Origin of the sequence: Chryseobacterium sp. GVT01B, assembly GCF_019970045.1 — a bacterium.
In the GTDB taxonomy this organism is placed as follows: Bacteria; Bacteroidota; Bacteroidia; order Flavobacteriales; family Weeksellaceae; genus Chryseobacterium.
This window is the reverse complement of the sequence record NZ_JAHXYI010000007.1, coordinates 217,612-230,703: the sequence shown is the minus strand read 5'-3', so window position 1 is coordinate 230,703 and position 13,092 is coordinate 217,612. Positions and strand designations below refer to the sequence as shown.

12 protein-coding genes are annotated in these 13,092 nt (G+C 35.4%); 2 read left to right on the top strand and 10 right to left on the bottom strand.

The features are described 5' to 3' along the window. Positions 1-20: 20 nt before the first annotated feature. Both LC457_RS18335 and LC457_RS18330 read right to left on the bottom strand, forming a co-directional pair. Positions 21-1,106 (bottom strand): efflux RND transporter periplasmic adaptor subunit, encoded by a 1,086-nt coding sequence (locus tag LC457_RS18335; protein WP_223601156.1) that lies wholly within the window; start codon positions 1,104-1,106, stop codon positions 21-23. Positions 1,107-1,253: 147 nt separating this feature from the next. Then, positions 1,254-1,640: a hypothetical protein gene (locus tag LC457_RS18330; protein ID WP_223601155.1), complete on the bottom strand. Its 387-nt coding sequence runs from the start codon at positions 1,638-1,640 to the stop codon at positions 1,254-1,256. Between the two features lie 636 nt (positions 1,641-2,276). Between LC457_RS18330 and LC457_RS18325 the strand changes: the two genes are divergently transcribed. Both LC457_RS18325 and LC457_RS18320 read left to right on the top strand, forming a co-directional pair. Continuing rightward, on the top strand, positions 2,277-2,669 hold the full coding sequence (locus tag LC457_RS18325; protein WP_223601154.1) for a multicopper oxidase domain-containing protein: 393 nt from the start codon (positions 2,277-2,279) through the stop codon (positions 2,667-2,669). A 37-nt stretch (positions 2,670-2,706) separates the two neighbouring features. Continuing rightward, positions 2,707-3,141, top strand: a complete 435-nt coding sequence (locus LC457_RS18320; protein ID WP_223601153.1) for an META domain-containing protein — start codon at positions 2,707-2,709, stop codon at positions 3,139-3,141. A gap of 65 nt (positions 3,142-3,206) precedes the next feature. Here the strand turns inward: LC457_RS18320 and LC457_RS18315 are convergent, their stop codons facing one another. The 8 genes from LC457_RS18315 to LC457_RS18280 form a co-directional block, all read right to left on the bottom strand. Continuing rightward, positions 3,207-3,467, bottom strand: coding sequence for a SemiSWEET transporter (locus LC457_RS18315; protein ID WP_223601152.1), 261 nt, complete (start codon positions 3,465-3,467; stop codon positions 3,207-3,209). A 34-nt stretch (positions 3,468-3,501) separates the two neighbouring features. Further along, positions 3,502-4,536 carry an FAD-binding oxidoreductase gene (locus LC457_RS18310; protein WP_223601151.1) on the bottom strand — a complete coding sequence of 345 codons (1,035 nt, stop codon included), beginning with the start codon at positions 4,534-4,536 and terminating at the stop codon, positions 3,502-3,504. Between the two features lie 138 nt (positions 4,537-4,674). Continuing rightward, positions 4,675-5,613, bottom strand: coding sequence for a gliding motility protein GldN (gldN, locus tag LC457_RS18305; protein WP_047382413.1), 939 nt, complete (start codon positions 5,611-5,613; stop codon positions 4,675-4,677). Positions 5,614-5,635: 22 nt separating this feature from the next. Beyond that, positions 5,636-7,225, bottom strand: coding sequence for a GldM family protein (locus LC457_RS18300; protein ID WP_223601150.1), 1,590 nt, complete (start codon positions 7,223-7,225; stop codon positions 5,636-5,638). 52 nt (positions 7,226-7,277) lie between these two features. Beyond that, positions 7,278-7,976 carry a gliding motility protein GldL gene (gene gldL, locus LC457_RS18295; RefSeq protein WP_047377858.1) on the bottom strand — a complete coding sequence of 233 codons (699 nt, stop codon included), beginning with the start codon at positions 7,974-7,976 and terminating at the stop codon, positions 7,278-7,280. A 53-nt stretch (positions 7,977-8,029) separates the two neighbouring features. Next, a complete protein-coding gene (gene gldK / locus LC457_RS18290) occupies positions 8,030-9,454 on the bottom strand; it encodes a gliding motility lipoprotein GldK (protein ID WP_223601149.1) in 1,425 nt (474 codons plus the stop codon). A gap of 108 nt (positions 9,455-9,562) precedes the next feature. After that, positions 9,563-11,416, bottom strand: coding sequence for a glutamine--fructose-6-phosphate transaminase (isomerizing) (gene glmS, locus LC457_RS18285; RefSeq protein WP_223601148.1), 1,854 nt, complete (start codon positions 11,414-11,416; stop codon positions 9,563-9,565). Positions 11,417-11,454: 38 nt separating this feature from the next. Further along, complete coding sequence (locus LC457_RS18280) at positions 11,455-13,092, bottom strand: DUF4270 family protein (protein ID WP_223601147.1); 1,638 nt, start codon at positions 13,090-13,092, stop codon at positions 11,455-11,457.

Here is a 13,092-nt window from a genome sequence, read left to right as displayed (position 1 = left end):
CTACTTCATTTTAGAGACCACTACTCTGCTTTTAATTTCAATGATTGAAGAACTTTCTCAGGATTCTGGAATTTTGTTTTCACCTTTTGATCATCCTTCACTTTCTGAACCCCTTCCAAAAGGATCTGATCTCCTTTTGAGATTCCTGAACCTACTACATAAAGATCCGGAAGTTCATAAGCAATTTTGATATTTCGGGATTTAGCTACTCCGTTTTTATCAATGACGAATACATATTTCTGATCCTGAATCTCATAAGTAGCTTTCTGTGGAATAATGAGCGCATTATGAACAGGCATTGACATCTGTATTTTTCCTGTTTCTCCATTTCTCAAGAGCTTATCAGGATTTGGGAACTTGGCACGGAAGGCAATATTCCCTGTTTCGTTATCAAATTCTCCTTCAATAGTCTGGATCTCTCCTTTCTGCGAGTAGGTTTCTCCGTTTGCCGTGATCAGGGATACCTGTTTGCTTCCTCTGTCTGCAGCGTGAGTCTGATAACTTAAATATTCCGGTTCGGAAACGTTAAAGTACGTGTAGATACTCGTATTATCAGACAATGAAGTCAACAAATCACCTTCATCCACAAGACTTCCCAGTTTCAAAGGAATTCTGTTGATAACACCTGAGAACGGTGCCTTGATATCAGTAAATGAAAGATGGATCTGAGCCAGCTTCATTTCGGCATTGGCAGCATCCAGTTTGGCTTTTGCCATGGCTTTCTCATTTTTAGAGACAATATTGTTTCCTGCTAATGTACTTGCATTTTTCAGTTCGATAGAAGCCTGTTCTACCTCTGCTTTTGCTTTTAATAATTCTGCCTGGTACAATTTAGGCATAATTCGGAACAAGGTCTGTCCCGCCTGCACGTACTGTCCTTCATCTACAAAGATTTTTTCCAGGAAACCTTTTTCCTGTGCTCTTACTTCAATGTTTTTTACAGATTGAATCTGGGCTACGTATTCTTTGTTGATTACTGTATCCATTACTACAGGGGATGTCACCGGATATACGGTAACTTCTTCTTTTTCTTCTTTTTTCTTATTGCAGCCAACCGCCAGCAGAAGGGAACTCAGCGCAATTCCCGAAGCAACTCTCTTTATCATAATTCTAGAGTTTATATAAATCGTTAATGTTTTGATAGAAATAAAACGGTAATAAAAGGGGGACGATGTGCCGATTACCAATATATACACAACGTAAAGTATTTCCACCCGAAAATCAGGGCAGAAAGAGAATAGATTGTTTGAATTTTAAATTCTAATGGAACGAATAAGAATAAATCTTTTGGTGGCGAAACCAAGAATAAAGCCATGAATATCAGGTCTAAACCTTTTATGGCTTTTTAATCCAAAAATATAGACCAGGCTGAAAACTCCTGCAAAAACAACAATAGCCTGCCATACATCGGAAAGCTGGAAATCATTTTCGGCAAGTTCTAATGTAGGATTGTCTACAGTATCGGCCATTTGCTGAACAGAGAGTTTTTCAAAAGTCTGATTCAAACGGTTGGCTCTTTTTGGCATATGATGAGAAACATGACCGGAATAGTCATTTCGAAGCGTTTTAACATCAAGTCTGCTTTCTACTACAAAGAGCAGAAAAAGACCGGTTAAAAAGTATACTATAAAGTTTCTCATTTTGAAGTGGCAAATGTACACCCAGATTATGATATTATCATCATGGATTAACAAAATTTAACTATCCTTTAAATTACCTGAATCTAAAAACATGATAAATATTAAATATTTCCTTTATTCAAAGATAATTCGAGCAATTCTGATATCTCATCTGTGCAAGTTTCAATTTTCAAAAACCAAGCCATTTTTTTTGAATTAAGGAAATTTTAATTTTTAAGTTGTTTCTTTTTTGAACATTTTAATGGCCTGGAACTCTATTTTGAAATTTTTCGTGAACAAACCTAAACTTTATCATAATTTCTGATTATTAACATTAACTTATTGTTACTCTCTTCTTTTTGAATTATTTTTGCCGAAAATTTACACAACAAATGAAAAATGAAAAAAAAGTATACTATATTACTGAAAACAAGTCCGTTAAAATCCCTGAATTAATAACGATTATCCACAATTTTCTACAATAATAATTACTTTCTGTTTCATGAACAATTTTTCAAAAAACAGTGAGTTAAAATTGTATAAATTTAAAATTACTGTTACTTTATGTAAAATTAACATATATTTATTAAAAATATTTGTAAATTTATATAGTATTAATATCACAATTCATGAAACACTTTAAAATCACTTATCACTATGAAAAATTTATTAACACCAATCCTTCTGGGATTGACCATTCTTTCCCTAACAGCGTGTAAACATCCCGGAAAAGAAGCTGAAACCATTACCGCTGCTGCACCCGAAAACACAGATGAGATTTTCAAAGATGTGTATGTTGACAGCTATGGAGAAAAGATAGAAGTAACGATCAACAACACTAAAAATACCGCAACAATACATTTAAACGGTAAAACTTTTGACCTTAAAAAAAGTGATGCTTTACCTGAGTATACGGCCTCCAATGAAGAGTATCAATATTCTGATATTAAAGGAAATATAACTTTCCTTAAAAAGAATGTAGACATGGTACTGTTCCATCTTAAACAGGCAAAAAAACAGTCTGGCCCGGCAAAAATGGCATCGTATTAGCATAAGGACTAGCATTCATCTAAAAAAAATAAGCATTATGAAAAGTTTATATTATTACTTATCGGCACTTGTAATTGCAACATTCCTTGTTGTTTCATGTAAGACACAAAACGCACAAAAAGCGACTACTGATATTACCGGGAAAACCTGGAAACTTACAGAGCTTAACGGGAAACCGATTGATCTTAAAAACCCTAAAAACAATCCTCATTTCAAACTTAATATGGATGGAATGAGATATGAAGGTCATGCCGGATGTAACGGATTTGGAGGAACCTTCGAGATCAAACCTGAAATCATGAGAATAAAATTCAATCAGGGAATGTCTACGATGATGGCTTGTGAAGATCTGGATATTGAAAACCAGTTTACAAAAGCAGTCCTTGCTGCAGATAACTACTCTGTAAATGGAAATACGCTTACATTAAACAAGGCAAGGATGGCTCCTTTAGCTAAATTTGTTCTTCAGTAAGAATTTTTTACAGTAAAAATATAAAGACACCTTTTTGATAAGGTGTCTTTTTCATTTATATAGGACTACTCTTTTTTATTGAACATTATATAGCAAATCAGAAGGCTTATATTAACCAGAACTGCAAATGAATTTGATAAAATAATTGGTAGTTCATCTTTTTCAAAACCATACCATACCCATAGTGACAACCCGGAAATAAGGACGAGAAGCATGAGCAGAGAAATATCTTCTACATTCTTTTCCCGGATCACCTTTACAAGCTGCGGAATCATCGAAACCGAAGTAAGAAAACCGGCAATAATACCTAATATATTTACGTCCATAAGTTCTGGTTTTGAATCTCTATACTAAGATATGCTATTGAAACCTCTTTGATGAAACTTCTTCATGTAAAGGAATATCGTTTTCAATGAAATGGAACAAATCGCGGGAGAAATAGCAACCATTCAGGATACCACGGGCTCCCATTCCATTAAAAACATACAAATTATTTAATGTTTCATGTCTTCCAATGATTGGTCTTCTGTCTTTTACAGTGGGACGAAAGCCAAAATGTACTTCTTCCACCTCAAAATCACAGGGATAGAACTCAGAAAGTCCATTAACCAGTTGAGTAACCGCCGAGTCGTCGATATGGTGATGAAGTTGATCCCTGTCGTAGGTTCCACCATAAAAATAAAGTCCGTTTCCGGTGGGGAATAAGAAGTGTTTCTTTTTAATGGTGATATTTTCCGGAATCGGTTGGGAAAGTTTCACTTTTATATGATGCCCTTTATTGGGAACCACAGCAATTTCTGAAAAGTAAGGATTATCTTTCACTCCCATTCCTTCACAGAAAATAATATTTTTGAAAAAAAAATCTTTATAAACCGATTCAGAAGGGTTCAATTGGGTGTAATTGAATCTTTCTTTTACCAAATGGTTATTTTTTTCTAAATAATTGAATAAACCACTAAAAAATCCATTAACATTAAGTCTGGCAGACTGATTCACCTTTCCGGTCTGAAAATCGTTTTTTACCCCGTTTAAAGAATCAAAATTTTGATCAAGAAAAGCTGATAATTCTTCATTCCCTGATTTTTTTAACCAAAGATTCTGTTCGTTCTCATCATGAAAAATCCTATGAATGGGAGCATTGATGAGATAATTTTCTCCGGTATAGGATTCTATTTCTTTGAGACTGTCTTTAAGAAAGTCTATTTGTTCCTGTGCTTTCCAGAACGTGGTAAACTTTTTGAGAACAACAGGGTTTATAATTCCGGCTGAAATCTGTGAAGCACTTTTTCTGCCTTCGGAAAAGATCACAAAGGATTTATTGTTTTTAATTAGCTGATGAGCCATGAAAAGCCCTGCATATCCGTCTCCTACAATAATATAATCTACATTTTTCATATGAGAAATTTCATTTGTTTAAAGGTCATATGTAATCGCCTATGCATTGATTATTGATCGGCAATAAGCAAAGGGCAATTTCATAATAAAAAAACCTGAGTAAAAATACTCAGGTTTTCTATAAATATCAAGTGAAATCTAGTAATTCCACATATCATTTTCCATGTCAAGAATCTGTGACTTGATTCTATCGCTTTCTTCAAGCTGTTCATCAGCGTTTTTAGGAATATAGTCCTTAATAGTACCATCTCCTAAGCCGCTTGAAGACTTGTAGATAATAGAAGAGAATCTTCTCGCATTGATGATATCATCAAAAGATAAGTCAGCAGAAGAATTTTTTCTATTGAAAACATAATTATTTGCCAAAATATCACGAGCACTTGGATAATAGATCCAGAATAAGTCGATCAATTCATCAGCACCAGCTAAAGGCTGACCGTCAGGACCAATTCTTCCAACAGATGTAGGATCTGGTCCCATAGCTGCGATACCTAGAGGTCTGTATTTCATTTGACCGTCTCTCTTATCGATAAACCACATACCCATCACTTTAAGAACTTTTACTTTATCAGTTGTTGTTCTGATGATATCTGTTAATCTTTTTTTCTCGTCTTCTGTAAGGGTTCTTCCAGAGTTAAGAATATCGATTGCTTCTTCGTCAAGTCTTATGCTTTCCAGTCTTTTCTGAATTGCTTCAGGTGAAAGTCTTGTCACAAAGTTTTCGTCATCATAAACTTCCTTAATGTCACCTTTAAGAGCTCCATCAAGTAATAATTGATATAAAGATCTTGTAGAGCTTGAAAGAAGACCATCCGGATTGTCATAATAGAATGGCTGGTTGATCTTATCATTCATATCAATGATTTCCCAAACAAACATACTCTTGTAAATATCTTTGTCATCAACGAAACCATATTCAAGAGGCTTTACTTTATTGCTGATAACAGTATCCCCTGCTTTTCTCATTGATTCAGATCTCATTTGTCTGAATTCTTCGGGAGAAGCAGCATTCAGAATAGTTTGGGAAAATGCGAATCCCGAAACTAAAACTAAAAGGGTGCTAATATATTTTTTCATAATATGATTTTACAAATTAACCTTATTGTACATTAATAATTACAGGTGAAATTTCCTTAAGTCTCTGGTTACCCAATCCTGTAGCCGTAGCCTGAATATCATAAATCTGAACTACATCACCAGGTCTAAGGTTTCTAAGCATTCCTTCTGCTCCTGATAGTGAACTACCTTGAATCAGAGTACCTGCTTTTCCTGGAAGCTTGATAATGAAGCTATTTACAGTAAACGAAACAGGGAAGTCAAAGTCAGGTAAAGTAGCAGCTACAATCTGGTTTGGTATAGAACCTGCCGGCATAAAGTTTACAGCCTTACCTCTGATCTGACCCTGAGGTCTAGGAATGTTCTTAATTCTGTATTCAAATACCTGAGAAACTGTTTTACCATATGGATCTGTTCCTGATAATGTTAACTTCACTACATTTCCTGTAGTAGGAGTTACATCCCATTTACCCGGACCTTTACCTTTCACAGTAGCTCCTGCAGCAGATAATGAAAGTTTAGAATTGTCAGCACCTAAGATTGATCCTGAAACAGGGTTCTCAAGTCCTCTATACATTACATTCATTTTATCAGCAGAAAGCAATAATCCTTTTTCAAGTTTTACTTCTCTAGGTCCTGCGATTACATTATAAGTATGCGTCCAAGGGAAAGATTGTGGCTTACCTGAAGCGTCTGTTAATGTAATTGTACCTCCTAATTTATGTTCACCAATTCCAGATCCTGAAATTTGTGTAATACCTTTACCGTTTTCAACTCTGCTTACACCAGAGATACTGATTTTATTACTGTTAGAATAAGTTCCTAACATTACTTTTACTTCAGCCTGTTTTCCTGCCTGGATATCAACCGGACCTGAAACAATAGGTTCATAGCTTGAGAATTTAATATTCGCATCTACTTTTTCCTGAAGTAATAGTGCCAATGCATCAGACTGAACGTTTCTGGCATCATTTTGGATAATCTCCAAATTAGATATTGCAGCAATTAGCGGCTGATGGTAAAATTTATTCTGGAACCAAGTCTTTTCATTTGGAGATGTCCCTTTAGGATACTCCGCAATAAGAGACTTGTTAGCTCTTGCTACTAAATCCTGTAACTGGCCATTACTTCCAAAAGTAGAATTGATATAGTTTCTTACGTCATCAATTTTAGCTTTCAGATCTAATGCATTCTTTGATGGAGTATTTTCATCTCCTTCTTTGAAGAAATATTCAGTAGTTGCTTCGTTGTTGTTAAGTGCGGCAAAGTTTTCACTTACGTCAATATCTTTTCCGTCCTTATCTTTATCGTGAAACTCAGATTGTTTTTTCAACAAATCTTTAACATCCTGAGCAGATTTCACCAACGCATCAATTTTGGTTTTCAATACTTTGTACTGAGCCCAAGGCTGTGCATAGGTATCCGGAACTTGCTGAGCCTTAGCTTCCAATGTTCTTTCAAAGATCTTCTCGTTCTTTTTTTCTGTTAAAGTTCTGGTTTCATTCAATGCTCTGGTAGAGTCATAGTATGATCTGATGATTTCTGCATCAATATTTAGGGCCATCATCGCGATGAACACCAAATACATAAGGTTGATCATCTTCTGACGAGGGGTCTGTTTTCCTTGTGCCATTCTCTTTTCTTTGTTTTTTGATTAAGTAGTTAAATTTAGAAATGGTTAGGAATTAAGACTTCATAGCAGTTAGCATACCACCATAAACTCTATTTAAGTTGTTAAGATTAGAAGTTAAACCTTGTAGCTCTTGATTGAATTTCTCAGATTGCTCTGCAGATTTCTGCATATCTGCTACATATTTGTTAGCAAATTCTGATTGTTTTTTACCGCTTTCAAGTTGCATTGCATAAAGAGCATTCATGCTTTCCATATGCTGAGCAGCTTTATTTAATTGGTCATTATATTTGTGAGTAGAAGCAGATACATCAACAGTTTGATTGATCTGATCAACAGAGTTTGAAAATTTATCAATTCCTGTTCTCAGTCTTTCAAATAATTGAACATCTAACCTAGCATCCTCAAGCATTTTGTCCAATTTGGTAGAAAGAGAATTTTCTAATTCTGCAAATTGAGCTGCAGCATTGTTATTTCTGGAAGATACATTAGAGTGTAATGGATTTGGGTTAGCATGCTTATCTAATAATTCAGGATAAACATTTTCCCAAGCATAAGACTCTTCAGATTTTGGAGGGTCAAATGCAAAAATGATAAAGATAATCGCCTCAGTAATAAGTCCCACGGTAAGAGCGATGTTACCGTTAATTGGTCCCAAGGTAATGTGAGTAATTTTAAGCCAAGCTCCAAGAATTACAATTGCAGCACCGAATGAATAAAAGAAATTCATCCAAGCATCTTTAGTCTTAAACATATTGAGTTAGTTTTTTTAATGTTAAATAAAATTGTTATTGAAAAATTGTCTGATTAATTTCTGTTAACTCTTCTTGGCTTAACAGCTGCTTCAGGAATATCCTGTACAGTTCTAAATCCGATATAGCTTCTTGCGGAATCTTTTCTTTCCCAATCTCTAGCACCTGTCATTAGTGCATATCCTATATCTTTCCAAGATCCACCTCTTACTGATTTCTTCGTATCCTTTTTATCTTTAGTAGAAGGATTTAATGTAGAAGTGAATCCAGCTGATGAATTGTTAAACGAAGATAATGTCCATTCAGAAACGTTTCCAGCCATATCAAATAACCCAAACCCATTTTTCTTAAATTTCTTAACTGGAGCTGTATATGTATAAGTACCTTTTTTCTCATCTTCCATGTAGTTACCTCTCTTCGGTTTGAAGTTGGCAAGGTAACAACCTCTGTCATCCATTAAATATGGACCACCCCAAGGATAAGTAGCATTCTGCATTCCTCCTCTGGCAGCATATTCCCATTCTGTCTCTGTTGGAAGACGGAATACTAATGGTTTTTGTTTTTTCCTTTTTAAACTTTCGTTGTAATCAGATTTCAATTTAGATCTGAAGTTACAATAAGCCCTTGCCTGATCCCAGGTTACCCCTACTACAGGATAGTCTTTATAAGCTTTGTGCCAAAAGTACTGTTCAAACAATGGCTCATTGTAAGCAAAGTGGAAATCTTTTACCCAAACTGTAGTATCAGGATAGATCGCGATACTTTCGCTTTTCAGGTAGTTAGCTCCTCTTTCGTTATCTGCAACTGCCGCATCCATATCTCCCCAACGGTAAGTATACTTAAGCTTGCTTACATCTAAAATTCTTTCGTTTCCAATTCTGGAAGAAGAAGGTAGATACAGAGATTCTAGAACTTCTGCGTATTCTACATCCGGATATTTTGTTGTGCTCCAGTGCAAGGGGATTTTCCAATCTAATCTTTTGCTGGCATCATAACTTCCGTCTTCCCGGCCACCCTGGCCTTCCATATATTCTTGATAAGGTGTTAAATTTTCTTCTTTTTTAGCAAGGTATGCATAATCCCCTATGCTAGCTCCTTTACGTCCGCCTTCATCACCACCCTCTCCGGCAGCTTCAGCAAGTAAAGTTCTCGCGATAGAGTCTCTTACATAGTTGATAAATACTCTGTACTCCGAGTTGGTAGTTTCTGCTTCATCCATGAAGAAAGAAGAAACAGTAACAGTCTTCAATGCTGCTTTTTCAGGAGTATTTGTTGGATCCTGGTCTGCTAAACCAGCAACAAATGAACCTGCAGGAATTGCGACCATTCCGTATGGTCTTTCCGCAACAAATGATTTAGTTTTTTCTCTTGGTATCAATTCTCCTTTTGTTCCTGGCTTCCCTACAGAAGAGCTGCCACCACCTGAACAAGATACCGATGCTACCGACGCAGACAATAATAAAAGAAATATCCTTTTCATGTTAATTTTTATAATTAAGCCGTAAATATATAATTTTTTTAAGAAACTTTTAAGATTTTTTTTGAAATAACGGAAGAAATCTAAATTTATTTTATTTACAACAACTTTTTATTCCACGGTAACAGATTTTGCAAGGTTTCTCGGTTGATCTACGTTTGCCCCTCTATATACTGCAATATAATAAGCAAGCAGTTGCAGAGGTACGGAAGCAACGATTGGTGAGAAACATTCTGAAGTTTCAGGGATTTCAATAACATAATCTGCCATTTCACTCACCTGACGGTCTCCTTTATTCACTACAGCGATAATTTTTCCTTTTCTCGCTTTAATTTCCTGAACATTACTTACAATTTTATCATAGTGACCCTTTTTAGGCGCTATAATTACAATTGGCATATTTTCATCGATCAGGGCAATGGGACCGTGCTTCATTTCTGCAGCCGGGTATCCTTCTGCATGGATGTAAGAAATTTCTTTTAATTTTAATGCTCCCTCTAGGGCAGCCGGATAATTGTATCCTCTTCCTAAATAAAGGAAGTTTGTAGCTTTTACAAAATCTTTTGCAATATTTTGAGTCAGCTCATGGGTCGTACTCAGCACTTCTTCAATTTTCTTAGGAATAGCATCAAGCTCAGCAATTAAGCTCATAAATTCAGCGTTTCCTAAGTTTCCGTTGTGTTTTCCTAGTTTAAATGCAATTAAAGTAAGGATAGTAAGCTGTGCTGTAAATGCTTTCGTAGAAGCAACCCCGATTTCAGGACCAGCATGTGTATATGAACCGGCATCTGTAATTCTTGCAATTGAAGAATCTACAACATTACATATACCATATATAAATGCACCTTTTTCTTTTGCCAGTTTTAAAGCAGCCATTGTATCAGCTGTTTCTCCTGACTGAGAAATTGCGATCACTACGTCTTTATCAGTAATGATTGGATTTCTGTATCTGAATTCTGATGCATATTCTACTTCAACAGGAATTCTCGCATATTCTTCAATCAGATATTCTCCGATAAGACCTGCATGCCAAGACGTTCCGCAAGCAATAATGATGATTCTGTTAGCATTTTTGAATCTTTCCACATGATCCCAGATCCCTGCCATTTTGATCACTCCTTCATCTACAAGAAGTCTCCCTCTCATTGTATCGTGTACAGACTTAGGCTGTTCAAAGATTTCTTTAAGCATGAAATGCTCATATCCACCTTTTTCGATCTGCTCCAGGCTCATTTTAAGCTCCTGAATTTCCGGCTCAATTTTAGAATTATCATTGATGGTTCTGATATCTACTCCATTTTCAAGAGAGATTGTTGCCATATGTCCTTCTTCAAGGTAGATGGCTTCTTTTGTAAATTCCACGAAAGGAGAAGCATCAGATGCTATAAAATATTCTTTTTCTCCGATACCAATAGCCAGAGGAGAACCTAATCTTCCTACTACCAATACTCCAGGATAATCTTCGTGAAGTACAGTAATAGCATAAGCTCCGTATACTTCATTCAATGCATATCTTACTGCAGTCGGGAAATCCGTTTCAGGATTAATATCCATAAAATATTGAATAAGGTTTACCAATACTTCAGTATCTGTTTCTGATTTGAAAGTAAAGCCTTTTTCAGTAAGCATTGTTTTAATGGTATCATAGTTTTCGATAATACCATTATGTACAATAGCTATTTTTCCGTTGTTTGACAAGTGCGGATGGGAATTTCTATCACTTGGAACTCCGTGGGTTGCCCAACGGGTGTGTCCCATTCCAATTTTATATTTCCCTTTTAATTCTTTCGAAATATTCACCAAATCCTCAACCTTGCCTTTTGTTTTTTCTACTTCAAGCTTATTGTTTGAACCTTCTAAAACAATTCCGGCACTGTCATACCCTCTATATTCTAATCTTCTAAGACCATTAATTACAATTTCGTAAGCGTCTTGAAAACCTGTATATCCTACTATTCCGCACATATTATATTTTGTCTAGTGTATTTTGTATTTATTGTATTCTATTTTTTCGTACCATAAGTCACCATCAGCTGGATTCTTTTTGGATTGGCATTCGCTTTATCTATACCTGTCAGAATAATTCTGTTCATATCAAATGCTCTTGTTGTATTACGAACTCCTAAAAGGGTTCCTGTAGCATTTGCAGCAAATGTTCCAGCACTGATTATTAGTGGTTTATTCTTAATGAAGTTCCCATCACTATCTTTTACATCTTCAACAAGATCCTTGATTGTTTTTGTTACTACAATGTCATAATAATCTTTATCCTTGTTATAATTATACAACCCAAGCCCTGTTGACAAGTCTGAAGTATAAGCTAATTTTGAGAAATCAATAGTACCATTACTATTTAATGTATTGGTTAGAATTGAAAATCTACGATCTTCTGTTGAGTTGGTATTCTTCCAGCTTAAAGGATCTACATATACTCTTATCTTAGCACTTAAAATACCTGCTTTCTTTTCAACATAGATCTTCTTAAGGTCTGCAATGGTCTCATCCTTAATTTTCATTACTACAGAAGGACCACCCATTCCCTGAACATAAAGTTTTTCATCACCTTCAGAAGTATTAATTGCAGCCAATGCTTTTTCAACAGACGAGTTAGTTCTGCTGTATTCATATAATCCGATATGAGCATTAGAACCTCCTAAGTTGAAAACAAGATTTGTTTGTGGTCTTGTTGTTGTTCCGTTATCTGTTTTGTCATATTTGTAATACATGATAAGCTGCAGATCATTAGGAGAGAACTGATAAAGATATTTATCCGTTTCATCCACAGAAATTTTTATTCCTTTAAAATATCTGATAAAGTTAGAAGCATCCTGAAGTTCAGGCTTTCCTTTTTTATCAAGGATATGAGTCTGGAAAAAGTTTGTATTGCTCAATTTCATTCTGAAACCAAGATTTCCTGTAAACACAACTGAATTATCAGATTTCTTAGTAATAGATATAGAATTAATGTTACCGTCAAACACTCCTGATCCTAACAATTCGCCAGTGCTTATTGATTTATTGGAACGTTTAAAGGTATCATCATTTGAATCTAAGAACGTGGTAACTTCATGTACATTGATTTTCATTGATTTTGAAGCACCACCTATTTTACCGTATTTACGAACAGGATATGTTTTTCTCTCAATAGAAACGGCTGTAGCTACTCCATCTACCGGAAAATCGCTTTTCTCAAATGTATTTGTTTTTAATGAATCGCTTTCAAAGAAATAAGTACTTGCAGTAGTATTCGCTGGTGGTCTTACTACAAGAACAACTGAATCTACTTTTGGATTCGCTCCGTTAAAATCATAATTATCTACCGGCATTCTCAGCTGAGTAACATAAGATGCTCTCTGCATTCCAAACTGGTTTTCAGTAAAAGCTCCAAGAACACCAACATATGAAGCCGCACCAGATTCACTCACACCGCTGATTAATCTGGCAGCATCACTTCTGATTGAATCATTGTTGCTATAATTGTATGCGATAACTGGATATGCAATTTCATTACCTTGTGCTGCATCATCATTGAACAACTGTTCACCAAGAGAATCTGGATCCGGTTCACAGTTATAAAGGATTGTACTTCCGAAAATCGCCAATAAAAGCATGGCGAAGGTCCTTTTAAGATTATGAGTCAT

Coding starts and splice junctions, on each gene's coding strand:
- gldL (WP_047377858.1), bottom strand. CDS start 7,976: ATGTTTAAGACTAAAGATGCTTGGATGAATTTCTTTTATTCATTCGGT.
- LC457_RS18310 (WP_223601151.1), bottom strand. CDS start 4,536: ATGAAAAATGTAGATTATATTATTGTAGGAGACGGATATGCAGGGCTT.
- LC457_RS18300 (WP_223601150.1), bottom strand. CDS start 7,225: ATGGCACAAGGAAAACAGACCCCTCGTCAGAAGATGATCAACCTTATG.
- LC457_RS18315 (WP_223601152.1), bottom strand. CDS start 3,467: ATGGACGTAAATATATTAGGTATTATTGCCGGTTTTCTTACTTCGGTT.
- LC457_RS18280 (WP_223601147.1), bottom strand. CDS start 13,092: ATGACTCATAATCTTAAAAGGACCTTCGCCATGCTTTTATTGGCGATT.
- glmS (WP_223601148.1), bottom strand. CDS start 11,416: ATGTGCGGAATAGTAGGATATACAGGTTTTCAAGACGCTTACGAAATT.
- LC457_RS18330 (WP_223601155.1), bottom strand. CDS start 1,640: ATGAGAAACTTTATAGTATACTTTTTAACCGGTCTTTTTCTGCTCTTT.
- gldN (WP_047382413.1), bottom strand. CDS start 5,613: ATGAAAAAATATATTAGCACCCTTTTAGTTTTAGTTTCGGGATTCGCA.
- LC457_RS18335 (WP_223601156.1), bottom strand. CDS start 1,106: ATGATAAAGAGAGTTGCTTCGGGAATTGCGCTGAGTTCCCTTCTGCTG.
- LC457_RS18325 (WP_223601154.1), top strand. CDS start 2,277: ATGAAAAATTTATTAACACCAATCCTTCTGGGATTGACCATTCTTTCC.
- LC457_RS18320 (WP_223601153.1), top strand. CDS start 2,707: ATGAAAAGTTTATATTATTACTTATCGGCACTTGTAATTGCAACATTC.
- gldK (WP_223601149.1), bottom strand. CDS start 9,454: ATGAAAAGGATATTTCTTTTATTATTGTCTGCGTCGGTAGCATCGGTA.